24 protein-coding genes and 1 tRNA gene are annotated in these 24,636 nt (G+C 41.8%); 21 read left to right on the top strand and 4 right to left on the bottom strand.

The genetic code is table 11. The features are described from left to right. Nucleotides 1-160: 160 nt before the first annotated feature. A complete protein-coding gene (locus AB1K80_RS06790) occupies nt 161-490 on the bottom strand; it encodes a MazG nucleotide pyrophosphohydrolase domain-containing protein (protein ID WP_144521840.1) in 330 nt (109 codons plus the stop codon). A gap of 136 nt (nt 491-626) precedes the next feature. Here AB1K80_RS06790 and AB1K80_RS06785 point away from each other — a divergent pair, with 136 nt between their 5' ends. Beyond that, a complete protein-coding gene (locus AB1K80_RS06785) occupies nt 627-1,205 on the top strand; it encodes a TIGR00730 family Rossman fold protein (protein ID WP_412855855.1) in 579 nt (192 codons plus the stop codon). Between the two features lie 57 nt (nt 1,206-1,262). On the opposite strand, the gene clpP is transcribed toward AB1K80_RS06785, so the two are convergent. After that, a complete protein-coding gene (gene clpP / locus AB1K80_RS06780) occupies nt 1,263-1,859 on the bottom strand; it encodes an ATP-dependent Clp endopeptidase proteolytic subunit ClpP (protein WP_412855854.1) in 597 nt (198 codons plus the stop codon). 253 nt (nt 1,860-2,112) lie between these two features. Between clpP and AB1K80_RS06775 the strand changes: the two genes are divergently transcribed. The 9 genes from AB1K80_RS06775 to abc-f all read left to right on the top strand — a co-directional run bounded on the left by AB1K80_RS06775 (nt 2,113) and on the right by abc-f (nt 11,133). Next, nucleotides 2,113-2,188 (top strand) — tRNA-Arg (locus tag AB1K80_RS06775). A gap of 182 nt (nt 2,189-2,370) precedes the next feature. Beyond that, nucleotides 2,371-2,790, top strand: coding sequence for a hypothetical protein (locus AB1K80_RS06770; protein ID WP_412855853.1), 420 nt, complete (start codon nt 2,371-2,373; stop codon nt 2,788-2,790). Nucleotides 2,791-2,939: 149 nt separating this feature from the next. Further along, nucleotides 2,940-4,106 carry a macrolide family glycosyltransferase gene (locus AB1K80_RS06765; protein WP_412855852.1) on the top strand — a complete coding sequence of 389 codons (1,167 nt, stop codon included), beginning with the start codon at nt 2,940-2,942 and terminating at the stop codon, nt 4,104-4,106. A 125-nt stretch (nt 4,107-4,231) separates the two neighbouring features. Beyond that, nucleotides 4,232-5,878 carry a nickel ABC transporter substrate-binding protein gene (nikA, locus tag AB1K80_RS06760; RefSeq protein WP_412855851.1) on the top strand — a complete coding sequence of 549 codons (1,647 nt, stop codon included), beginning with the start codon at nt 4,232-4,234 and terminating at the stop codon, nt 5,876-5,878. Nucleotides 5,879-5,895: 17 nt separating this feature from the next. Then, a complete protein-coding gene (opp1B, locus tag AB1K80_RS06755) occupies nt 5,896-6,828 on the top strand; it encodes a nickel/cobalt ABC transporter permease (RefSeq protein WP_412855850.1) in 933 nt (310 codons plus the stop codon). 2 nt (nt 6,829-6,830) lie between these two features. Further along, nucleotides 6,831-7,715 carry a nickel/cobalt ABC transporter permease gene (gene opp1C / locus AB1K80_RS06750; RefSeq protein ID WP_412855908.1) on the top strand — a complete coding sequence of 295 codons (885 nt, stop codon included), beginning with the start codon at nt 6,831-6,833 and terminating at the stop codon, nt 7,713-7,715. Beyond that, entirely contained in the window at nt 7,678-8,469 is a 792-nt protein-coding gene (locus AB1K80_RS06745; protein WP_412855849.1) for an ABC transporter ATP-binding protein, read from the top strand. The genes opp1C and AB1K80_RS06745 overlap by 38 nt, the downstream gene beginning before the upstream one ends. A 15-nt stretch (nt 8,470-8,484) precedes the next feature. Further along, nucleotides 8,485-9,252 (top strand): ABC transporter ATP-binding protein, encoded by a 768-nt coding sequence (locus tag AB1K80_RS06740; protein ID WP_412855848.1) that lies wholly within the window; start codon nt 8,485-8,487, stop codon nt 9,250-9,252. 324 nt (nt 9,253-9,576) lie between these two features. Then, the gene (gene abc-f, locus AB1K80_RS06735) at nt 9,577-11,133 is read left to right on the top strand and encodes a ribosomal protection-like ABC-F family protein (RefSeq protein WP_412855847.1); all 1,557 of its coding nucleotides are present in this window, start codon (nt 9,577-9,579) and stop codon (nt 11,131-11,133) included. Between the two features lie 18 nt (nt 11,134-11,151). Here the strand turns inward: abc-f and AB1K80_RS06730 are convergent, their stop codons facing one another. Next, a complete protein-coding gene (locus AB1K80_RS06730; protein ID WP_412855846.1) occupies nt 11,152-12,561 on the bottom strand; it encodes a polysaccharide deacetylase family protein in 1,410 nt (469 codons plus the stop codon). Between the two features lie 316 nt (nt 12,562-12,877). Between AB1K80_RS06730 and AB1K80_RS06725 the strand changes: the two genes are divergently transcribed. The 4 genes from AB1K80_RS06725 (at nt 12,878) to AB1K80_RS06710 (ending at nt 16,184) form a co-directional block, all read left to right on the top strand. Next, a complete protein-coding gene (locus AB1K80_RS06725; RefSeq protein ID WP_412855845.1) occupies nt 12,878-13,906 on the top strand; it encodes a FecCD family ABC transporter permease in 1,029 nt (342 codons plus the stop codon). Continuing rightward, nucleotides 13,903-14,904 carry a FecCD family ABC transporter permease gene (locus AB1K80_RS06720; protein WP_412855844.1) on the top strand — a complete coding sequence of 334 codons (1,002 nt, stop codon included), beginning with the start codon at nt 13,903-13,905 and terminating at the stop codon, nt 14,902-14,904. The genes AB1K80_RS06725 and AB1K80_RS06720 overlap by 4 nt, the downstream gene beginning before the upstream one ends. A 20-nt stretch (nt 14,905-14,924) precedes the next feature. Further along, entirely contained in the window at nt 14,925-15,821 is an 897-nt protein-coding gene (locus AB1K80_RS06715; protein ID WP_412855843.1) for an iron-hydroxamate ABC transporter substrate-binding protein, read from the top strand. A gap of 138 nt (nt 15,822-15,959) precedes the next feature. Further along, a complete protein-coding gene (locus AB1K80_RS06710; protein ID WP_412855842.1) occupies nt 15,960-16,184 on the top strand; it encodes a phage holin in 225 nt (74 codons plus the stop codon). A gap of 92 nt (nt 16,185-16,276) precedes the next feature. Here the strand turns inward: AB1K80_RS06710 and slrR are convergent, their stop codons facing one another. After that, nucleotides 16,277-16,732: an HTH-type transcriptional regulator SlrR gene (gene slrR, locus AB1K80_RS06705; RefSeq protein WP_412855841.1), complete on the bottom strand. Its 456-nt coding sequence runs from the start codon at nt 16,730-16,732 to the stop codon at nt 16,277-16,279. 257 nt (nt 16,733-16,989) lie between these two features. On the opposite strand from slrR, the gene AB1K80_RS06700 reads away from it, so the two are divergent. From AB1K80_RS06700 to AB1K80_RS06670, 7 genes are all read left to right on the top strand, one after another. Next, nucleotides 16,990-17,721, top strand: a complete 732-nt coding sequence (locus tag AB1K80_RS06700) for a YveK family protein (protein ID WP_412855840.1) — start codon at nt 16,990-16,992, stop codon at nt 17,719-17,721. Next, nucleotides 17,711-18,394 (top strand): CpsD/CapB family tyrosine-protein kinase, encoded by a 684-nt coding sequence (locus tag AB1K80_RS06695; RefSeq protein ID WP_412855839.1) that lies wholly within the window; start codon nt 17,711-17,713, stop codon nt 18,392-18,394. Before AB1K80_RS06700 ends, AB1K80_RS06695 begins: the two co-directional genes overlap by 11 nt. A gap of 163 nt (nt 18,395-18,557) precedes the next feature. Then, nucleotides 18,558-20,429 carry a polysaccharide biosynthesis protein gene (locus tag AB1K80_RS06690; protein ID WP_412855838.1) on the top strand — a complete coding sequence of 624 codons (1,872 nt, stop codon included), beginning with the start codon at nt 18,558-18,560 and terminating at the stop codon, nt 20,427-20,429. Beyond that, nucleotides 20,395-21,543, top strand: coding sequence for a glycosyltransferase family 4 protein (locus AB1K80_RS06685; protein ID WP_412855837.1), 1,149 nt, complete (start codon nt 20,395-20,397; stop codon nt 21,541-21,543). The genes AB1K80_RS06690 and AB1K80_RS06685 overlap by 35 nt, the downstream gene beginning before the upstream one ends. Continuing rightward, entirely contained in the window at nt 21,536-22,369 is an 834-nt protein-coding gene (locus tag AB1K80_RS06680) for a glycosyltransferase family 2 protein (protein WP_412855836.1), read from the top strand. The genes AB1K80_RS06685 and AB1K80_RS06680 overlap by 8 nt, the downstream gene beginning before the upstream one ends. After that, nucleotides 22,366-23,496, top strand: coding sequence for a glycosyltransferase family 1 protein (locus tag AB1K80_RS06675; protein WP_412855835.1), 1,131 nt, complete (start codon nt 22,366-22,368; stop codon nt 23,494-23,496). Before AB1K80_RS06680 ends, AB1K80_RS06675 begins: the two co-directional genes overlap by 4 nt. Nucleotides 23,497-23,510: 14 nt before the next feature. After that, nucleotides 23,511-24,614, top strand: coding sequence for an EpsG family protein (locus AB1K80_RS06670; RefSeq protein WP_412855834.1), 1,104 nt, complete (start codon nt 23,511-23,513; stop codon nt 24,612-24,614). Nucleotides 24,615-24,636: the final 22 nt, after the last annotated feature.

Raw genomic sequence — 24,636 nt, 5'->3', positions numbered from 1 at the left:
CATCTTGCTCCTTTTATTATAAAGCAACCATTTCGGCTGAACACGTTTGAAGTCCGACAATCATCAGCTTACCATTATGATGCTTTAACCGATTGCAGATATACAGATGATATCTCACCAAAGCATCTATAAAGGTGGGAAAAAGCACGTGACGATGTGGTCACGTGCTTTTCAGTTCTGAAAAACGCTTTGTGAGTTTCTGTTGATGAGAGGAGAAGATCTCTTCTACTGTGACATCATAAAGATCGGCTAAAATAAGTAGATTCCCTAATACATCTCCCATTTCTTCAACGAGTTCTCTCTTCAACTCAGATGACTTTTGTTTTTGCTCATCAGGCCGGTCACGTCCGATCTCGATGGCTCTAACAGCGCGCGCTAGTTCGCCTGTTTCTTCCATCAGGAACCCTAACCGGATAAACGGTCCGTATTCTGTCCAATTTCTCTTTTTGTAAAAATCCTTGATCCATTTCTCCATCTCATTTGTTTGCATTCTCTTGATACAGCTCCTTATATGGTATGTACCTTTTGATTTTACACTATATATAGATGAAGCGGCTGTTTTTTAAAAAACAATTATAGTAGAATGAGTGGGTGAAGAAATCATAGAGAGAGATGGAGCTGTTTTGATGAAAACGATTTGTGTGTTTGCTGGTTCGAATCCAGGCGTGAAGGACGTCTACAAAGAAAAGGCTGTAGAGCTAGGGGCTTATATGGCAGAGCAAGACATCCGACTTGTATACGGCGGTTCACGAATTGGATTAATGGGCGCCATTGCAGATGAGGTCTTAAGACATGGCGGGCAAGTCATTGGGGTTATGCCTAAAGGGCTTTTTAGAGGAGAAGTTGTGCATCAAGAGCTGACAGAATTAATCGAAGTAACAGGAATGCACGAACGAAAAGCGAAAATGAGTGAGCTGCCTGACGGATTTATTGCGATGCCAGGCGGCTTTGGTACATATGAAGAATTATTTGAGGTGCTATGCTGGGCCCAAATCGGCATTCACCAAAAGCCAATCGGCTTATATCAAGTGAATGACTATTTCAATCCGCTCATTGACATGGTGAAGTTTAGTATACAAGAAGGTTTTTCGAATGAATCACACCTCCAATTGCTACATGCTTCCAGCGAACCGAAGGAATTAATCACGCAGATGGCTTCTTATCAAACACCATCTCTTCAGCAGAAATGGACGGAGCTGTCTTAGCGTGTTTTCAACACAAAAAACCGTCTGTTCAAGGAGCAGACGGTTTATTTTGTCATATTATTTTTGTTCTTCTGTATTACGAGTCAACACTTTGTCGATTAGTCCGTACTCTAGTGCTTCTTCCGCAGTTTTGAAGTTGTCACGATCTGTATCGCGCTCAATCACTTCAATTGGCTGACCAGTACGCTCAGCAAGGACGTGATTCAGTTTATCACGTAAAGAAAGAATGCGTTTCGCCGCAATTTCAATTTCTGTCGCTTGACCTTGCGCGCCGCCTAATGGTTGGTGAATCATCACTTCACTATTTGGCAGGGCATAACGTTTCCCTTTTTCTCCAGCAGCAAGCAAGAATGCACCCATTGAAGCAGCCATACCGATACAGATTGTTGAAACCTTTGGTTTGATAAACTGCATCGTATCGTAGATGGCCATACCAGCCGTAATTGAACCACCAGGACTGTTAATGTAAATAGAGATATCTTTTTCTGGATCTTCGGCCTCTAAGAACAGAAGCTGTGACACGATGGAGTTGGCAACATTGTCATCGATCGCAGAACCAAGCATGATAATACGGTCTTTTAAAAGACGTGAATAAATGTCGTAAGCTCTTTCCCCACGGTTTGTTTGCTCAATGACTGTAGGTATTAAATTCATAATGTTCCTCCTTCACCTTTTAGGTAAGTATGTAATTTCATGATACATTTTTGGTCAATAAAGGTCAAACAAAACGCTGACCCAAAATCACTTCACTTTCATCATTTTCCCCAAAATGGTTTTCATTCAAACCACCATGTTAATGTATGTGTGAAAAAGAAGAAAATACATCAACGCATGCGGATGATTAATGATTGCTTTCTCACTTCATTTCCCTTATAATGTGATATGCTGACGTTCAAAAACATATCGTGCGCTCGTAGCTCAGTTGGATAGAGCGGTGGTTTCCGGTACCACGTCTGCCGGGGGTTCGAATCCCTCCGAGCGCGTTATTAGTATGTGATAAAGAGAAAAACCCTTTTGAAAAAGGGTTTTTTTGTTTTTATAGAATGGAGTCATAAATACAAACAGCGAGATTCCTAAGTTAAAATAACACCACTATTTGTAAAAAAATAACTAAACTACAAATCCCAAAATATCAGTGTAGAATGATTCAGAAAGGATGATTTTCATGTCTAAGAAAAAAATATTAATGATTATAACGATAGCAGTAGTAATACTTTCCGTCACATTATTTTTCTTATTCAATCAAAATAAAAACAATTTAACAATAAAAACATCAGAAACGATAAACACACCAATATCTATTGTTATGAAAGAACTTGGAACAGACCATACACTTTTTTCTAGTGATAAAATTGAAAATTCAACACACAACATAGAACTGATTAAAGATCATGGAGAATTTAGTCTGGTTTTAGTCATTCATAATCAAGAACAAGAAATACTCGGGTACGGTGATTCTTCAGAAAGGTCAACCCCTATTGAATTATCTATTAACAAAGAAAACAATACGATTCTCGTTAACTCTAAAGTAACAACAACTTTAAACAAAGAAGAAACCATTCTTAAATATCCAATAAAAAATTAATAAAAGTTGTCCTACCGTAGAAGTCGCATCCATTAACTCTTTTCTCTTATACCTTAAGACTCATTTTCTCTCTTTTCAGGCGGATTTGTTGAGCTCGTTGTCTGCATATGGTTAAGATGGAAATGAATTGACAATAGGAGGGAAGTAGCGTGGCGAAGATTTTATTGATTAATTTCCCGGCTGAAGGGCATGTGAACCCGGTATTAGGGATGATCAAAGCGTGGACTGATCGAGGAGATGAGGTTCATGCGGTGACAACCGTACATTATGAAGAGCGTATGAAACGTTTAGGCGCTCACGTACATATACATCCAGATTATATTCGCACTTTAAGTGTGAATGAGGGAGACCTAGATTCGATGCAGCCTTTTTTTCATGCAATGCTGCAAACGTCTATAGATATTTTGGAACTGGTGGAAACATTATCTCATCAGCATTCGTTTGATGTCGTGTACTTCGATATGTTTGGAGCGGGAGAGCTTGTATGCGAATTCTTGAAGATTCCAGGCGTCGGTTCCAATCCATCCTTTGTGTTGCAGGAGGCGCATTTTGATACACCACTCTATCGAAAAGATGAGAAAGCGGCCCATCTGTTAGAAGAAATAAAGGATCGATTTGGGGTAGAGCCCAAGCATTTGATGCAATTCATGAAAAATCGAGGAGAGCTGAATATCGTTTATACGAGTGAATATTTTCAGCCGTCGGTGGATGCATTAAATGATTCGTTTGTCTTTGTTGGACCTAGTTTTCCAAAACGAGCCGATCAGCATCATTTCCCGCTAGAAGCACTTGAACAAGAACGGGTGGTTTTTATTTCAATGGGAACAGTTCTAGGGGATACTGAAGCGTTTTTTAATATGTGTATTGATGCTTTTGCTGATTTTGAGGGGAAAGTGGTCATGGCAACAGGCGATAAAATTGATATGTCCCTCGTCAAAGAGGCGCCTGCACATTTTATCATTGCGCCTTATGTGCCCCAGCTTGAAGTATTAGAACATACAGATGTGTTTGTGACACATGGTGGGATGAACAGTGTCAATGAAGCCATTCATTTCCACGTCCCAATGGTTGTCATTCCGCATGACAAAGATCAGCCAATGGTGGCGCAAAGGTTAACGGACTTATCAGCTGCACGCGCACTCGATAAAGACCAGCTGACAGCCGAACAATTGAGAGATACGGTGAAGTCCGTACTGACCACCAACACATATAAAGCAGGGATTGAAAAAATTCAAGAAAGCTTTGAAACAGCAGGCGGTACAGAAAAAGCATTACGCATGATCGATCAATATATACAGACGAAGCAGACTCAATAAGAGTCTGTTTTTTTAATGAAAAAAAGAGATTGTATTTCCCAAGTCTGTATGCTAATATTCAATTCGTAATCATTACGATTAATAAAACGTAATGATTACGATAAAATGAATAGGGGGAAATGCGTATGAGTGATGATCCTGTTTACATAAAAGTGAGAGATAAGAGAAAGAAGCCCGTCGGTCAGTTTGCCATGATGATTGTTTCCATCTTGGCTTGCATTCTATTGGCTTCATGCACTGATAACAACACATCAACTGACGTAAATGGTAGAGAAGATGACGACGAATTGGTTTTTGCCAGTACAAAAGATATTAGGGACCTCAATCCACATCTTTATGGCGGAGAAATGGCTGCACAAAATATGGTGTTTGAATCGCTTGTCGTCAATACAGAAAAAGGAATTCAACCTGCACTAGCGAAAAGCTGGGACATCTCAGAAGATGGGAAAACCTATACCTTTCACTTGCGAAAAGGTGTGACTTTTTCAGACGGCGAGCCTTTTCATGCAAAAGCAGTAAAGCTCAATATCGATGCAGTCCTCGAAAACATGGAGAAAAACGCTTGGCTGAATCTTGTAACTGAAATTCAATCAACAAAGGCTGTAGATGAATACACGTTTGTTCTCACTTTAAAAAATCCTTACTATCCTACCTTAGAAGAGCTTGGTTTAACACGTCCGTTCCGTTTTATTTCACCGAAAAGTTTCATTGATGGCACCACAGCGAACGGAGTCGAAGGATATGCTGGCACAGGGCCTTATGTATTAAAAGAGCATAAAAAAAATCAATACGCCATTTTTGAAAAGAATGATCAGTATTGGGGGAAAAAGCCTAAGATTTCAAGAGTGAAGTGGAATGTGATGCCTGATCACCAAACCATTTTACTCGCACTGCAAAAAGGCGAAATAGATTTGTTATATGGAGCAGATGGTGACATGGTCGATGGCGATTCGTTTCAAGCATTAAAGAAAGATGGACAATACGGAGTATCCGTTAGTCCTCCTACAGGTTCTAGATCAATTGTGATCAACTCCAATCAACCGATCACAAAAGATCCAAAAGTCAGAGAAGCGTTTCAGTATGCTGTGCAAAAAGAGATGATTACAGAAGGAATTTTAAATGGAACCGAACAGGTGGCACATACGTTACTTGCGCCTACTATCCCCTACGCAGATATTCGACTGACAAAGAAAACCTATCAAAAGACCAAAGCAGAAACATTATTGGATGCCGCAGGTTGGAAGCTGAAAGAGGATGGTTACCGGTATAAACATGACAAGTTATTGAGTGTGACCATTTACTATAATTCCGATAATGCTGGAGAGAGAACGATTAGTGAGTCGATTCAACATGATTTCAAACAGGTTGGAATCAAACTACATATTAGGGGAGAGGAAAAACAAGCGTATTTGGATCGTCAAAAAACAGGAAAGTTCGATCTGATGTACTCTTTATCGTGGGGACTCCCATATGATCCACAAACGTACGTCTCCTCCTTCCGTGTCGCATCCCATGCGGACTATCAAGCACAATTAGGGTTGGAAAAGAAGAAATGGCTGGACGAGACGATTACGAATGTCTTGATAGAGCCAGATGTGCAAAAGCGGAAACAAATGTATCGTGATATTTTCACGTATATCCATGATGAGAATGTATATATTCCGCTTTCTTATTCTGTGACAAAGGCTGTGTATCAACAACGCTTAAAAGGTGTAGGCTTTCATGTGTCTCAATATGAAATCCCTTTTGACACCATGTATTTCTCGTCATAAATCGAGGGGATGAAGACATGAAACGGTATATGTTGAATAGATTGTTGATGTTTTTCCCACTCGTTATATTCATGACCTTCTTTGCGTTTATTCTCCTTACCATGCGTACAAGTGACCCAGCCGAAGTCGCTTTACGCGTGAATCAAGTAACCCCAACGGAAGAAATGATTGCATCCATGCGACAAGAGTTAGGATTAGATCAGCCTTTTTTCATCCGTTATGTCACATGGTTAAAAGATGGCTTAACAGGTCAGTTTGGCACTAGCTATGTCACGCAGGAGCCTGTATTTGATCTTATAATGGAGGCGCTGCCTGCGACATTACAGCTTGCAGGAGCAGCGCTTCTCTTCATCATGGTGTTAAGTTTGTTATTCGGAATCATCTGCGCCTATGCTGCCAACACGTGGATCGATCGAATCTTAAGAGCCTGTATTTTTATTGCAGCCTCAATGCCGAGTTTTTGGTTGGGTATTTTGTTGATTTGGTTGTTTTCGGTGAAGCTTCATTGGGTGAATACGAGTGGAATGGAAGACTTCAAATCTCTGATCCTCCCAGCGGTAACACTATCATTTGGCTACTTGTCAACATATGTCAGGTTGATTCGGAACCAAATCCTGAAGTTTCAGCACGAACCATTTGTTTTTTATGCAAGAGCTCGTGGTTTAAGGGAACGCACCATCCAATTGAAGGTGATGAGACATGCCCTGCAATTAACGGTGACAGCACTTGGTATGTCTATACCAAAACTCATTGCAGGTACTGTGATCATTGAAAATGTATTTGCTTGGCCAGGTGTTGGTCGCTTGTGTGTGGCGGCTATATTCCACGCTGATTTCCCGATCATTCAAGCCTATTTATTTTTGATGGGGTTCATGTTTGTCGTGTGTAACTTCATCGCGGATGTCATCCAAATGATCATGAATCCACAGCTACGGAAGGAAGGCGAATGACAATGGTGATCTGGAATCAATTAAAGCAAGATCGCATGGCGATGCTTTCAATTTGCCTATTAGTGTTTGTTGCATTCGCTGGGGTGTTTGCACCGGTGCTTGCACCACATGATCCGACTGAAACACATATTCTTCAAAAATATGCAGGGGCGAGCCTCACCTTTCCGCTTGGAACGGATCATTTGGGGAGGTGCGTCATGTCTCGTCTTTTATATGGCATACGTACAACGATGCTTGTAGCACTTCTGACAATGTGTCTTACCATGCTGATTGGGATCGTCCTTGGACTCATAGCTGGCTTTTTTAAAGGGAAGGTTGATAATGCATTGATGCGGCTATGTGATGTCATGCTTTCTTTTCCAGCAGAAGTGATGATTTTAGCGGTCGTTGGAATTCTTGGACCAGGGCTTTTCAATATCATCTTGGCAAATGTTTTGGCGAAATGGGCTTGGTATACAAGGATGATCCGTTCGTCCGTTTTGCAATATGCAAATGAACCGTCCGTCCAGTTTGCCAAAGTGTCTGGTGGTTCTTCTTTTTACCTGTTAAGAAAGCACCTGTTACCTAGAATTTCAGGGGAAGTAGCGATGCTTGCAACTCTTGACGCAGGCTGGGTGATTTTAAATATTTCTGCTTTGTCATTCCTTGGTTTAGGTGTGAGCGCACCCACACCTGAATGGGGGATGATGTTAAATGAAGCGAAGAATGTCATGGTGACACATCCAACCCACATGCTTGCTCCTGGACTTGCCATCTTATGTGTCGTTATGGCGTTGAACTTTTTAGGGGATAGTTTACAGCAGGCGATGAGCCCTTATAGGCATGACATCAACAAAGGGGGAGGACGATTTGGCTTTCGTCGACGTCAAAAATCTATCCGTACATGACCCTTTTCAACAAAAGAACTTGGTGACCAACATGACGTTTTCCTTACATAAACAACGCTGTTTAGCCATTATTGGTGAAAGTGGAAGCGGAAAATCAACTGTCGCAAAAGCGTTCATTGATCTTTTAGCCCCTTCGCTGGAGGTAAGTGGAGCGATCTGGATGGATGGTGTGGAATTGACAAGTGATGTGGTGAAACAGTGGCGCGGGAAACGCCTCGGCTTCATCGCACAAGATGCCATGAATGCATTTCATCCAATTGAAACCATTGGTCATCAAATGATTGAAACGTTTCAGCTTCATTTAGGACTACGTCGCAAAGAAGCGAAAGCACATGCGATTGCTGGACTGGAACGTGTCCGTTTAAAAAATGCACTTGACGTAATGAGGAAATATCCACATGAGCTATCTGGCGGGATGCTTCAGCGTGTCATGATTGCGATCACAGTGATGCTTTCTCCTGACGTGATGATTGCAGACGAGCCAACAGCATCACTAGATGCATACAACCGTCGTGAAGTGATGAACGAATTAAAAAGGCTGAAAGATGAAATGGGAATGGCAATTGTCATCATTTCACATGATTTAGGGATCGTTCAGGCGATTGCTGATGAGTTGCTGGTGATGCATCAAGGCGAAATGATCGAGTATCACAGCGCTAAAAACATATTCAATTCACCTGTTCATCCTAAAACACAGCAATTACTAAATGCAAGACTTCGTTTGTCCTCACCGATTGAAGCCCTGAAAAAATGAGAGTGAGGAGATCTTATGTTTATCACAGCAAATCAATTGTTGAAACATGCAGATAAGAGAAGGAGCGTTCATCAAAAGAACCCCAAACATCGAATCTCACACGTATCGTTTCAGATTCAAAAAGGTGAGTGTGTAGGGTTAGTAGGTGAGAGTGGTAGTGGCAAAAGTACACTAGCACGTATCTTGCTCGGCTTAGAAACATTAGACGGTGGGGAGGTTCAGATCGATGGCCGGCCAGCGAAAACATGGCATCAAATGAATCGCGGAAAAATGAGCTTTGTTTTTCAAGATTACACGGCTTCTGTCCACCCTTCCTTTACGGTGAAAGAGATCATTGCAGAGCCAATGCATCTATTGAAATACAGGCAAAATATCAACCAAAAAGTGTTGTCACTACTTGACCAAGTAAGGCTGCCCCATTCTGTGCTCAATCAATCCCCTCATCAGTTAAGTGGTGGTCAGCTTCAACGTGTTTGTATCGCTAGAGCGGTGTCAACAAATCCAGAAATTCTTATCTTAGATGAGGCTCTTAGCTCACTTGACGTTTCTGTACAAGTTCAAATATTAGACCTGCTAGCAACATTCAAACGGGATATGAATATGACCACTCTCATGATTACCCATGATGTAGAAGCAGCTGTATATCTGTGTGATCGCCTTCTTTTTTTACATGAAGGTATGCTTGTTGAAGAATGTACAACGCAGGAGCTGTTTCAAGCGAATCACCCCTATACATGGCAACTGATTGACTCACTGATGCCATTTCAACTTGACAAATCATAACCCTTCTTTTATTGTTGACGTAACAAATGACGGAAGGGTGACCCAATGCAATGAAGTACTAATCCTATGACCTGTAAGCAAAATGAAAAAAGCAGTGTATCAACGTAAAGTTGAGCTTATTTGCTGCGTTTTCATGTTTGAGCTTCGGAATAGGATGGTACAGTTTGGGAACCGAACAATAAGGACATTGAATACAGGGATGTGTTTCGGTTTGACCGTTGACACACGACTCTGTTTTGATGCGCTTATTTTGAATACCCATTTGCCTCCTATTCTGAGAATAGGGGGCTTTTTCATGTCTCCTACATGAAAGGAGAGGGTTGGATGTTGGTGAAAATCAATCAATTAAAAGTATTTCGGAAGGATCGGGTGTTATTTGACATCGAGGACCTGACCATCCATCACGGAGATCGGATTGGTCTCATTGGCAAAAACGGCAGTGGAAAAACCACTTTATTGGAAGTGTTGGCTGGTCAAGAAAAAGCAGATAGTGGAACGTTTGGTGCAACGACTACTTGTGTGCTACTCCCACAACTGAAAAATATAGACGGGACACAAAGTGGAGGAGAGGTGACACAAACATATATAGAAAGAGCTTTAAACGATCCATCTGCTTTGTTATTAGCAGATGAACCGACGACACACCTAGACCAAGAGCATATTGAGTGGTTAGAGCAAAAGTTACGAGACTATCAAGGCGCTTTGATCGTTGTTTCGCATGATCGTGCCTTTTTAGATGCGTTATGTACAGAGATATGGGAGCTGGAAAACGGGGCGCTCACATCATATAAGGGGAATTACACCCACTTTGCACAGCAGAAAGAACTGGCACATCGTCAGCAAATAGAAGCATATGAAGCATATACACAAAAGAAAAAACAGTTAGAACAGGCACTACAAAAGAAATTGAAAAAAGCGGACAGAGCCACAAAACCAACACAAAAGGTGAAATCGTCTGGACCTAAAATTGCAAAGCCATACTATGCAAACAAACAAAAAAAGCTGCAAAAAACAGCGAAATCCATTGAAACGAGAATGGAGAAATTAGAACAGGTTGAGAAAGTAAGGGATATCGTACCGATCAAAATGACCCAACACACCATGAGGGAAGTGACGAGCCGAACCATCTTACGTGTCAATCATGTAGATGGAACAGCAGGTGATAAGACTCTATGGCAAAAAGCCAGTTTTGACGTGAGAGGTGGAGACAAAGTCGCCATCATCGGGAAAAATGGGAGCGGTAAAACGACATTACTTCAAATGCTGGTGAAAGGGCACCCTGATATTTCACGTTCAGAAGCGATGAAGATAGGGTATTTTAGTCAGGATCTGTCTGGATTGGCGTTGGATCAATCGATTTTAAAGAATACATTAGATGATGCACTTCAAGATGAGACGGTTGTTCGAACTGTTTTAGCCAGACTAGGATTTCGGGGTGAGGATGTTCATAAACCTGTTGGGGTGTTAAGCGGAGGCGAACGGGTCAAGACGATGCTTGCGAAGTTACTCGTAAGTGATGCCAATGTCCTGATGCTTGATGAACCGACGAACTTTTTAGATCTTGCCGCAGTAGAAGCGCTTGAAGAGCTATTGAAGCATTACCCGGGAACCGTTATTTTCGTTTCGCATGACCGCAGACTTATCGAGCAAGTGGCCACACGCATTCTCCATGTTCACAAAGGAAGCATCGAAGCATTTGATGGCTCCTATGAAGAGTATATGAAAAAGGAAGAAAAACTTGTGGTTACACAGAAAGAGGAAGAGCTTCTTTTGATTGACATGCAACTATCTGAGGTGATCAGCCGTTTAAGTATAGCTCCTTCGCAAGAGTTGGAGGATACATTTCAAGATTTATTGAAAAGGAAAAAATCTTTAGAGTAAGCAAACAAACCCCTGTGATTATTTCACTGGGGTTTGTTCATTTCGTTCTTGTTTTAATTGTTCAAGCTCACTGACTGTGACAAGCTGATAGCCTTGTTTTGTTAACTCTTGGATAATCGTCACTGCTGCAAGAGCGGAGCTGTTATAAATATCGTGCATTAACACGATTTTTCCGTCGGCTGCGTGTGCCAGTACATGGTTTGTGATCTGCTGACTGTCGCGCACTTTCCAATCTTCCGGATCAATATCCCAAAGGGACACTTTCATCCCTATTGCTTCATTGATTTCTTGATTGGTTCCGCCATATGGCGGTCTAAAGTACGTCGGTTTGTAGCCACTGGCTTTTTCAATCATATGCTGTGTATCCTTCACCTGTTGAACGACTTGTTTTAAAGGAAGTCTTGTGAGTAAAGGATGGTTGTATGAATGATTCCCGATCTCATGTCCAGCTTTTAACATGTCGCCAAGCATTTCCGGGTAATATTGAACCCTGTTCCCCAGTACGAAGAACGTCGCATGACCTTTGTTCTTTTTCAAGGCATCTAAAATCTGTGAGGTCGTCTCTGGATTTGGTCCATCATCAAATGTAAGTGCAATGGCTTTTTTATTTGGATCAAGCTTTGGTTTCTTCGGAAGCTTAACAGCCTTCCTTTTTGGGTTTGGTTCTTTGATTTTGTTTTTATTTTTGGTTGTATTCATATATTCTGACTTCAGAATGTCTTTCAGTAACGTCTTTTTAATGGCCAGCGGTTGCGGACCAAGATCCTCTTCTGCGATCTGAGAAGCTTGGAAGTAGAACTCGACATACTTCTCTTTTAAGGCGAATTGACTGAAGTTTTGTTCAGTAGGAGCCGTTCCTTTTTGAAGGAGGGGTTGATCCTTAGATAAAGTTTTATCCTTTAGTAGCTCTGAATATGTGATATCAGATAATGTCTTCAAATAATCAGTTTTTGGTTGAAATAAATCTTTTGTTTGAAGAAAAGCTTTTTTCTGAAAATCATAGTTAATCGTTTCAATATGTGTGTTTCCTTTATTGTGACCTGTATAAGTATAAGTCGTAAAGTGAATCGCGACAGATTGCTTCGCATAATGCACCAAATCATAATCAATATTCAGTTCAAATCGTCTATTTTCATCGATGTCCTTTGCTTCACTGAATGTGGTTTTGAAGCGTTCTAATGTGGTGTTTGCATATCGCCTAATCTCTTGATCTAGTTCTTTTTGATGGAAAAGAGGATAGTTGATTGCATATCTCATAAATTTCCCGTCATTTACAAGGGTGACGATCTCTACATTTTTATAGTTTGTATCTTGTTTTACATTTTTCTTTTCTGTTCCACTTGCTTGTTGATTCTGATAAAAAGCAACCGCTCCAATAACGATCGCCAGCACAACTAAAATGGTCACCCATTTTCCTTTTACTGACACAATTTTCAGTTCTCCTCTCATGACGGGGCATATTTCAATCATTTATCGTTTGTAATATATTTTTCATAATTGACTTACTTTTGTAATTTTAGGTGAATAACATGAGGAATGTCAACTATTTTCCTATTATTCTATGATAAAAAATGGTAGAAAATTTAAATGAAGAAAAATAGGACAAAAGAATGAGGTTTTTCCGAATTAAATAATTTAAAAAATAGGCGTTACATTGATTTTTCAATGGATGATGACTATAATCTTTATTGATTATGATTCTCATTTTCAATGACTTCGAATGAAGAAAAGGATGACACAGATTTTGCAGGATAAGCGAACACATCAACAAAAACGACTTTCATCTATATTGTTCTTTTTGCTCTTTTTTTTCGCCATCATTGGTTTGCTGATCTCCATGTTTTTTGCCATTTCCTATGGGGCAAAGGCATTATCTCTGCAAACAGTCTGGAGTGCTGTGTTCGATTACCAGTCAGACGTGACAGAACAGCAGATTATTCATGAATTAAGGTTGCCTCGTGTGATTGGTGCAGCACTTGTTGGCGCGGCTTTTGCTGTCGCAGGTGCACTCATGCAAGCTATCACAAGAAACCCACTTGCGGATGCGGGGATTCTAGGCATCAATGGCGGTGCGATGTTTGTAGTCGCTCTTTGCTTTGCTTTCTTCCCTCACATCCCTTATTCAGCCTTAATGTTTTTTTCCTTTATTGGTGCGGTATTGAGTACGCTGCTCATCTTTGCAATTGGGACGGCAGGTGGTATGCTCACACCGCTTCGATTAACGGTTGCGGGCGCAGTTGTTGCAGCCTTTCTCCATGCGCTCAGTTCTGGAATTGCCATCTATTTTGACTTGAGTCAGGACCTTGCTTTTTGGTATGCAGGCGGAGTAGCTGGTGTCAAATGGCCACATTTGATGGTACTCGCACCGGTCATTCTCATTGCCTTCACATGGGCGATGTTATTAGGGCGATCACTATCGCTACTCTCTCTTGGTGAAGATGTGGCGGCGAATTTAGGTGTGCGGACAAGAAAAGTGCGAATTCTTGGCATGGCAGCAGCAGTCATTTTAGCAGGTGTTTCTGTGTCTGCCGTTGGATCGATTGGGTTTGTTGGTCTTGTCATTCCGCATATCGCCCGCAAATTGGTTGGGGTGGATACTCGTTTGATCATTCCCATGTCAGCGATTTTAGGTGCTGTGCTGCTTGTGTTGGCTGATCTCGCCAGTCGAACGGTCAATCCACCAAGAGAGCTTGCCATCGGTGTAATGGTGGCCCTTGTCGGTGTTCCTTTCTTCTTATACATTGCCAGAAAAGAAGGGAGGAGCCTGTCATGAAGGAGAGGCAACGTGCTCTTGTTGTGACAGTCGTTTTACTTAGCTTAAGTGCAGCTGTGGTGCTCTATAGTTTGAATACCGGCACACTGAAACTTAGTCCAATGATTGTCGTCAAAACCTTATTTGGCTTTGGAGATTTTCGAAGTGAGACTGTGCTATTTGACTACCGCCTGCCACGAATTGTCGTAACCATGCTAGCAGGAATTGGTCTTGGCGTAGCAGGAGGCATTTTGCAAAGTTTAACGCGCAATTCGTTGGCTGATCCAGGGATTATCGGATTGAATGCAGGCGCAGCATTTGGCTTAATCATATTTGTCTCGTTCTTTCAATCACTTGAAGGGAATCCATCTCTTCTCATTCCGCTCTTTACCTTTGCGGGTGGACTGTTAGCGGCGGCGATGATTGTGCTCCTTGCATATGACCGGCATCGCGGTCTTGTCCCTATCCGTCTGATCTTAGTGGGGATTGCTGTCGCTGCGGGTTTTAGTGCACTGACCTTGTTTTTATCACTGAAGCTAGACGAAGATACATACACATTTGCTTCGAGGTGGCTGGTTGGAAACGTGTGGGGAAGAGACTGGATACATGTGTTGGCGCTGTTACCGTGGATTGTGTGCCTTGTGCCATTGACGTTCATCCAGTCGAGGGCGCTCAATGCTTTGACGTTAGGCGATGCCGTCGCTTCAAGTGTAGGTGTGCGCGTCCAGCGTAAACGGCTCTATTTGCTCACTTTAGCTGTCGGTTTAGCGAGTGCGAGTGTGTCAATGACAGGCGGTATTGGCTTTATTGGCCTTGTTGCCCCTCATTTGGCAAGGCGGCTTGTCGGTTCTTTGCATCAATATTTTTTACCTGTTAGTGCACTTCTAGGTCTGTTGATTTTGGTAAGTGCTGATACCATTGGACGCTCTTTATTTGCACCAAATGCCATCCCAGCGGGTGTTGTAGTTGCCTTTATTGGTGCACCATATTTTCTCTATTTACTGACCAAAACGAAATAAAAATGAAAGAGGAATCTCATATGAAAAAATTACTTATTTTTGTTCTTACGATCAGTTTCTTGATTCTGGCTGCTTGTGGTCAACAAGAAACAAAGAAAAAGGCAAACGAAAATGATCCAGAAACACCTAAGATTGCTTCCTTATCTATTCATTTAACGAATAACCTATTAGCACTTGGGATAAAGCCAACTGGCTCAGTTGTTGGAGGGGAACTAAAAGACTTTCTCCCACATGCAAAAGAACAGTTGAAGAACACGAAAAAGCTGGGCATTGCAGCTGATCCAGATATGGAGTCACTACTTGCTTTGGAACCAGATGTGATCTATGTAGATCAAGATCTAGCAGGACAAGACCTGTCGAAATACAAGAAAATTGCTAAAACAGAAGTGTTCAATTTGAATGAAGGTACGTGGCGTGATCACTTGAAAAAAATCGCAAAACACGTCAATAAAGAAAAGGAAGCGGATCAATTTATTCAGCATTATGATCAGGAAGCAAAAGAAGTAAAATCACTTATTCAAAACAAGATTGGGAATGGAAAAGTAATGGCCATTCGTGTGACAGCAAAGGAACTTCGTGTATTTAGTATGAAGCGTCCGATGGGGCCTATTTTATTCAAGGATCTAGGGCTTACACCTGTCGATGGGGTGAAGAAACTTGACAGTCAACGTCCATTTGAAGTGATTTCTCAAGAGGTTCTTCCTGACTTTGATGCGGATGCCATCTTTGTTGTCGTCAACCGTGATGACAAAGCGCAGCAAGCATTCAAGCAGTTAGAGCAGACACCTATTTGGAAAGGCTTAAAGGCTGTGAAGAAGAATCAAGTTTATCCAATCGCTGATCAGCCATGGCTCGATTACTCAGCATTAGGTAATCAAATGGCAATGGATGAAGCAAAAGAGATGTTTTCTAAATAACATATCTGTTCATGAAGACATGATTCCTACACGGAATGATGTCTTTTTTGATTTTTTCTTCTATTTATTTGAAGGTTGCATACATATGAGAGGAACGAGCAGTATCACCCGCATGAAGGGAAAAGGGAGGGGAGACAGTTGAAGGTTGAAAAAATTAGTGCTGGTACGATCGCAAGACTTGCGTTGCTCTTATTGGCACTCGTTAACAGTGCGCTAACGGCTGCGGGAAAGAGCCCCATTCCTATTGATGAAGAAGGTGTTCAGCAATTCATTACATTAGCCTTCCTGGGCATCACATCACTCTGGGCCTATTGGAAAAACAATGATATTACGAAAAAAGCAAGAACAAAGAAAGAAGAATAAGAGAAAACAGAGCCTTTTAGAATCAAAGGCTCTTTTTCTTCGAGCCATCAGCTGATAGCTCTCCCCGCAAAGTTGTGACGACTAAAGGGGGCTCACCCGTGGAAATTGAGAAAAGCCCTTACTTCTTCAATGGATAAGCCAATGGCCTTCGCTTCACTCATGAGTTGCTTCCATTCTGTTATGTTAGAATCGGTCAGCTTTCGATGGGTGACATGTAACGTCTTTTCTTCCTGCTCCTTTCGAAAGGTTTGGAGCAGCTGATACAGCTCTTCCTTTGGCATGCCAGATTGGACGGCATTGACGACGTGCTCCCGCCATTCCTGTTCTCCATCAGAGGAATGAAACATCATCGTCTCGGCATCAAACAGTTCCTGTAAATCAATTTCTAATGAAGAAGATACTTTTTTTAAAAACTGGACTGATGGATTTCGGTGCACACCACGCTCAATTTTACTCAAATACGATTTAGAGACATGGGCATCTTCAGCCAGTTGTTGAATGGAGTATCCCTTCCTCTTTCGATAAATACGAATCACCTTTCCTATCATTCTATATATGATCTCCCTTCTCCCCGGCGAATAGTTCTACGACCTTTTCGTTCATTATAAGAAATAAACTGTTCTTTATAAAATTCAAAAACGTAAGAAACAGGAAGTAAACAAAAGAAAACGAACGATTTTGTTCTCTAAAAAGAACTATAAGACCTATTATGACATTTTTCTTTGCGGGTATTATCTTTTATAATCCAATCATTAACAAAAAGAAACCATATATAACCTTTTTATGATGAAATCGGGAGGTATCTATGAATGAGAATATAGGTTTTAAGCAGCTGTTTTCTGTTGTAAAAGAGAAAATAGCCCTTCTGATCCTGATTGTCCTGATCGTAACGGGCATTTCAGCCTACTATCAGTTCTATGTCTCAACTCCTGTATATCAGGCGACCACTCAAATTCTTGTTCATAAACGAACCAACGACGCACAAGCGAATTTAAATGATATCCAGATGAACCTTCAATATACACGTACCTTTCAAGTCTTGCTGAAAAGTCCAATTGTCATTGAAAAAGTAAAAGAAACACTGAATCTCACAGAATCTGCGGAAGGGCTCAAACACAAAATTGCCACAAGTACGGAAAATGAGTCTGAGGTCATAAATATTTCTGTACAGGATGAAGATCGTGAGAAGGCAGTAGCTATCGCTAATACGGCGACAGAGGTGCTTCAAGAGGAAATCAAAAAAACCATGAATATGGATCGCATTAATGTTTTGTCTGAAGCCAAACAATCAAATACGGTTCTCATTAATTCAAGGAAATTTGTGCATATCATTCTAGCATTAGGTGCCTCTTTATTAGGGGGACTGACACTCATTTTCTTCATGAATCTACTAGATGATACGGTAAAACGAACACATCAAATCAGGGAAGACATCGGATTGCCTTCGCTCGGCAGTGTGTATCAATTGCAAGTCGACAAGAAACGAAAAAAAGACAAGCACTCCGTCATAACGGGAGGTCAGAATATTGATCTTTAAGAGAAAGAAACGAGAAAAGAGAGATTTATCCTATATTTCTGTCTTAAATCCTCATTCTGTCATTGCTGAACAATTTCGCACGATCCGTACGAACATTGAATTCACATCGATTCAAACAAGATTGAAGTCCATATTAGTCACATCCTCCTTACCGAAGGAAGGGAAATCATTTACGGCTGCGAATTTAGCAGCTGTTTTTGCACAGCAGAATAAGAAGGTACTGCTCATGGATGCGGATTTACGAAAACCGACACTCCATGAATACTTTGACTTGAGTCATCATACTGGTTTGACCAATGTTCTCTTAAATAATTGCACGTTAGAAGAAGCCATTTTGCCTACACCGATTGAGCATTTAGAGCTGCTTCCGAGCGGAACCATTCCACCGAATCCGGCTGAATTGCTTTCTTCTTCTGTGATGAAACAGTTATTTTATGAAATTGAACAGCAGTACGACATGGTCATTGTTGATTCCACACCACTCTTACCGGTTGCTGATGCCAAAATATTGGCGAATCGGACGGATGGAAGCATCCTTGTCGTGTTAAGCGGTCAAACAAAGATTGCGGCTGTGAAGAAATCAAAAGAGATGCTAGAAGGAACGACAAGTAAATTACTTGGTGCGATGTTAAATGGAAGGAAAGAGAAAAAGGGACGAATGTATATGTATTAAAGAGAATGATAGGTGATGTCTCCTAATCTTTAACAATGGAGGCACTCGATTCTGCTGTGGGCATGTGAAATGCCTTAGATGCTTGTCATCAATGGTGGGATGTGAGGACGGGTTTGATGCCCATTTTAAGTAAGTATAGTGATGTTGAAAAGGGGGAGGAGCGTTGACTTACGCCCAAAGATTATCAATCATCGTGGCACTAGATTCATATCTGATTTTAGTCGCTGTCTTTTTTGGGTTCCAATTTGTTCAAGAGGCAGCTTTAACAGTATATACATTTGAAATGCTGGTCATTTCTTCACTTAGCTTGCTCATTGGGCATCATTTGTTTTCACATATATTCCATGTGTATAAGCAAGTATGGGCTTATACAGGTGTGAGAGAGTTATTTTCTTTAATGAAGACATTTGTGTGTTCTTTTTTATTTTCTATCTCCATGCTGTATCTCTTTGTCCAGACATGGCCTTTTCGTTTCTTATTTATCGTCTGGTTATTCCATGTATTATTCATCGGTGCATCTCGCATGGCCTATAGGTTATTCCATGATGGAGCGAAACGACTTCAAGAAGAAAAAGAGCGAGCTTTAATCATTGGTGCAGGCTCTGCTGGGGCGATTATTGTGCGCCAGTTGCAGCAATCTGATGATGTGCATATTGAGCCAGTTGCCTTCATTGATGACGATAAAACGAAACATAAGCTAGAAGTCATGGGGCTGCCTGTTCTTGGTGGAAAAGAAAAGATTCAATCCGCTGTGGTGATGATGGATATTCAAAAGATTATCATTGCCATTCCGTCCAAAAGCAGCCACACATTAAAAGGGTTGTACAAGGAATGTGTAGCTACAGGAGTGAAAACGCAAATTATGCCGGAAATGGAGCAGATCTTAAAAGGAACCCATGCGCTCAACCAATTACGGGATGTACAGCCTGAAGATTTATTAGGAAGAGAGCCGATTCAATTAGATACAAGTCGTCTATCTGTCCATTTAAAGGGAAAGACGATCATGGTGACAGGAGCAGGTGGATCGATTGGATCAGAACTCTGTCGTCAAATTTGTGTGTTTGCCCCGCGAGCCATTGTACTTGTGGGTCATGGAGAATCTAGCATTCATTCTATTTTACTAGAGCTGAAAGAATTATATGGAGACAGCATCAGCTTATATCCACAAATTGCGGATATTCAAGATAAACAGAAAATGAGTGAAATCGTCGGTCATTTTCAGCCGGATATGATCTATCATGCAGCGGCACATAAGCATGTCCCGCTCATGGAGATCAGTCCGAAAGAAGCGGTGAAAAATAACATCATTGGGACAAAAAATGTGGCAGAAGCCGCACATTTGCACGGCGTTGAAACATTTGTCCTCATCTCATCTGACAAAGCCGTCAACCCTGCCAATGTGATGGGGGCTACAAAGCGATTTGCTGAAATGCTGATCATGCAAATGGGGATAAGCAGTGATACGAAATTTGTCGCTGTTCGTTTTGGGAATGTCCTTGGAAGTCGGGGGAGCGTCATCCCCATTTTTAAAAAGCAAATTGAAAAAGGTGGACCAGTGACTGTGACGCACCCAGCCATGACCAGATATTTTATGACCATCCCAGAAGCATCTAGGCTCGTCATTCAAGCAGGTGCACTTGCAAACGGACGACAGATTTTTGTCCTAGATATGGGGGAGCCAGTCAAAATTGTCGACCTCGCTGAAAACCTCATTCATCTTTCAGGTTACACGACAGAACAGATTCCGATCATTTTTACAGGGATTCGCCCAGGAGAAAAAATGTATGAGGAGTTACTCAATCAGCACGAAAGAGCACAAGAACAAATTTTCCCGAAGATTCATATCGGACATGCACTTGATGGAGATCCATATGTGCTCAACCGGTTTATACATGAGTTTGACATGATGAGCGATGAGCAGATGAGACAAGCGTTATTTGCGGCCATCGCGTCTCATGATGTATTAGATGACCAGATGAAAAGAGAGGAGGCGCTAGCCAATGAAGAGAAAAGTCTTGTTTTTCGCAACGGTTGATTATCACTTTAAAGCGTTTCATCTTCCGTATTTTCGTTGGTTTCAGGAACAAGGATGGGAAGTGCATACCGCAGCGAATGGTCAGCTAGAGCTGCCGTTTGTGGATCACTCTTACGCTATCCCTATTCAGCGCTCTCCTTTTCATGTACACAATCGACTCGCTTATGTTGAGCTGAAAAAACTGCTAGAGAGACAGCATTATGACATTATTCATTGTCATACGCCGATGGGGAGTGTGATTGGCAGACTTGCATCAAAACAATCTCGCGCGAGAGGGACGAAGGTTCTGTATACGGCACATGGTTTTCACTTTTGGGATGGAGCGCCTCTACAAAAGTGGCTATGCTACTATCCGATTGAGAAATGGCTCGTACAATATACAGACGCCCTGATCACCATTAATGGAGAAGATCATAAAAGAGCGGATCGTTTGTCGGGAAAGCGGACGGCAGTCCATTATGTCCCTGGTATGGGGGTGGACATGAATCGTTTTACACCGGCTGGAGATGAAGAAAAAGAGCGCCTTCGCGCCAAGTATGGATTGAATGCAGATGACTTTATTGTGCTATGTGTTGGAGAGCTGAATGCCAATAAGAATCAAGCGATGCTCATCAAAGCGGGGGTACAGATGAGTAGACAGATTCCAAATTTGAAAATCGTGTTTGCGGGGGAAGGAGCAAGCCGGCAAGCCTATGAGAAGCTTGTATGTCAGTTGAACCTTGAACAGCATGTGCACTTTGCTGGTTTTTGTAAACAAATTGAGGAATGGATCACATTATGTGATGTGTGCGTATCGACTAGTCAAAGGGAAGGACTCGGCATGAATCTACTCGAAGCCATGTCAGCGGAAAAGCCGGTGATTGCGACTAAAAATAGAGGGCACAGTGAGTTAGTGAAGCACGGGGTAAATGGTTTTTTAGTCAAACCACATGATGTGAGTGGATTGGCTCATTATATGAATCAGCTTTATCACAAAAAGCATGATCTCCATCTCATGGGAAAAGCCGGTCGCTCCATGGCGTACTCCTTTTCAAGGGAGCAGGCAGTCAGTGAAATGGCTCGTATTTATAGAGCCTATATGGATCAAACAGAGAAGGTGATACAGCATGCGTAAGCCAAAGGTATCCGTCATCATGGGCGTATACAATTGTCAAGACACAGTAGAAGAAAGCATTGAATCCATTATTCAACAAACGTATTCATATTGGGAGCTCATTATCTGTGATGATGCATCAACAGACGGCACCTACGAGAAAGTGCTGCATTATGCAACACGTTATCCAGATCAAATTCGCCTCATTCGAAACAAAGAGAACCAAAGACTTGCTGCCAGTTTAAATCGCTGTCTGGCTGAGGCAAAGGGTGAATTCATTGCCAGACAAGATGGCGATGATTTATCGGTATCGACACGATTAGCAAAACAAGTCGAATTTCTAGAAACACATCCTGAATATGCTGTGGTCGGTACGGCGATGACAATTTTTGATGATGCGGGAACAAAAGGCGTCCGTGCACTTGCATCAGAGCCCACTCGAAAGGTGATGGCGAGAGGGACTCCTTTTTGTCACGGGACGATTATGATGAAAGCATCAGCGTACAAAGCATTAAATGGATATCGCTCAGTGAAAGCGACAAGACGAATGGAAGACATTGATTTATGGATACGGTTTTTTGAAAACGGGTTGAAAGGCTTTAATTTACAAGAGTCCTTATATTTTGTGAGAGAGGACGAAGCCGCTTTTCAGCGTCGGAAGTTCCGTTATTCCATGGATAATGCATGGCTCGTGTTCAATGCTTGCTGGCGGTTAAAATTGTCGCCACTTGATTATTTGTTTACCTTCAAGCCGATGATTCGGGCCTGCATGTCACCGAAGATCATGAAGTTCTATCACCACCGTAAGCTACGGACAACGGTTCAAAAGGAGGACGTGTCGGGATGAGTGAGCCAAAGCGCGTGCTACATATTGTAGGCGGTATGAACCGCGGGGGAGCAGAGACGATGATTATGAACGTCTATCGTGCACTCGACAAGAGTTCTCTCCAATTTGATTTCATTACCCACCGTGAGGACATATGTGATTACGATGAAGAAATTCGTCAGCTTGGTGGTCGCATTTTTTACGTCCCGAGCATTGGAAAAACCTCTCCATTGGCTTTTGTGAAAACATTGTCACAGACGATCAAGCGAACGGGTCCTTATCAGGCGGTACATGCCCATACGGATTTTCAAACAGGATTTTCCGCGCTTGCTGCGAAACTGGCGGGTGTCAGCGTCCGCATTTGTCATTCACATAATACCGCTTGGAAACAGTCTCCAAGCTGGTTTGATCAATGGATGCTCAAAGGATTTCGTCAGCTGATCTTCGCTTTTTCTACACGGCTTGTGGCATGTGGCGAAGATGCAGGTGCCTTTTTATTTGGACAGAAAAAGATGAGAAGCGGTCGAGTTGACATTTTGCCAAATGGAATTGATTTGGACTTGTTTCAACAGTTAGGACAAGAGAGGGGAGCACACATGAAAAAACAGCTCAACCTTCACGAAAAAAAGCTGGTTATTGGTCATATCGGGCGCTTTCATCAGCAAAAAAATCATGCATTTTTAATCAAATTGGCTAACACATTAAAGGCACAGGGGGTTTCATTTCAACTCGTACTGGTGGGAGATGGTCCGCTAAGGCAAGAAGTCGAATCGAATGTCATCCGTGCAGGATTAAAAGATGATGTCCTTTTTACTGGGGTGGTATCAGAGGTGCCGGAATATATGAAAGCATTTGATGTGTTTGTCATGCCATCTTTGTTTGAAGGTCTTCCACTTGTATTAGTTGAAGCCCAGGCATCTGGATTGCCTTGTGTGATTTCTGATCATATTACTGAGGAAGTTGATCTCGGTTGCGGCCTGATTACACGAATATCGCTGGAAGCCCCAGAGGCTGATTGGGTCGAAGAGATTCTTGAAGTCTATCAAGCAGAATCGCCTCCACAAGAAGTCATTACTGCTCAGCTTGCCAAAAGAGGATTTGATGTGAAACAAAACATCACGCGTGTGATGAATGTATATGGATTGTAAGGAAGGAACGGCAGATGGCGGTTTATTTGGTGAACATGATCATGGTTTATTTATGGTCGAGCTTTGCTGCGTTTTATGGCAAACGAGATGATACCATTCAAAGCGGCTGGCGACCTAATCAGATCCTTGTATGTTTTCCGTTTTTATTTCTGAGTATCGTAGCTGGTATTCGGTATAAAGTAGGAACCGATTTTGTGACCTATGGACAGATGTATGAATTCTCCGTGAACTATGAAAAGCCGTGGCATATTTTTGGGTTCGGTGTGGAAAAGGCGGCAACAGATCCGGGGTTTACCTTCATCTTGTGGATGCTCAATCAAATTTCACATGAGCCGCAACTCATGTATATCACGGTTGCGATGATCACCTATTTTTTCATTATCAAGACGCTGATTCGATATGGACGGCCATTTGAGCTAAGTATGCTGCTATTTCTTGGTACCTTTCATTATTACGCTTCGTTTAATGGCATTCGTCAATATATGGTCGCTGCGGTCTTGTTTTATGCCATCAGATTTGTGATCAATGGCCAATGGAGATTGTATTTTCCTCTTGTTCTTGTTTGTTCTTTGTTCCATTCATCTGCGCTCATCATGATCCCTGTGTATTTTATTGTCAGAACAAAGGCATGGTCATGGATGATGCTTGTACTATGCATGGTTTTCTTAGGACTCACAGCACTTTATGATCGCTTTGTCTCTGTGTTTGTTGTCATGCTTCAAGGCAGTTCCTACGGTCATTATGAGGAGTGGCTCACAACGAATACGAATGGCATGAATGTGACGAAAATTGGGGTGCTCATCTTGCCACTTTTGCTGGCTTTTCTGTTTCGAAAAAGGCTTCGAGAGCTGACGCCAGACAGTGATTATATTGTGAATTTTTGTTTGCTAGGTTTTTTATTCGGCATTCTTGCAACAAAAGATGTAATTTATGCGAGATTTCATATTTATTTTGGGTTGTATCAGCTCATTTTACTACCATATTTCACACGGATTTTTGATCAGCGATCGAATGTCTTTTTATATGTAGGAATTGCGGTTTGTTATATTTTGTACAGCATCATGTTAATGCCATTTGATTCATCTGTTTTACCTTATAGAACAATCTTTTCAAAGTAGATTTGTAGAAAGGTGGGCATGC

It is taken from the genome of Bacillus sp. 179-C3.3 HS, assembly GCF_047229225.1.
GTDB lineage: Bacteria > Bacillota > Bacilli > Bacillales > Bacillaceae > Bacillus.
The sequence above is the reverse complement of the archived record's forward strand: the minus strand, read 5'-3'. Positions and strand labels throughout refer to the sequence as shown.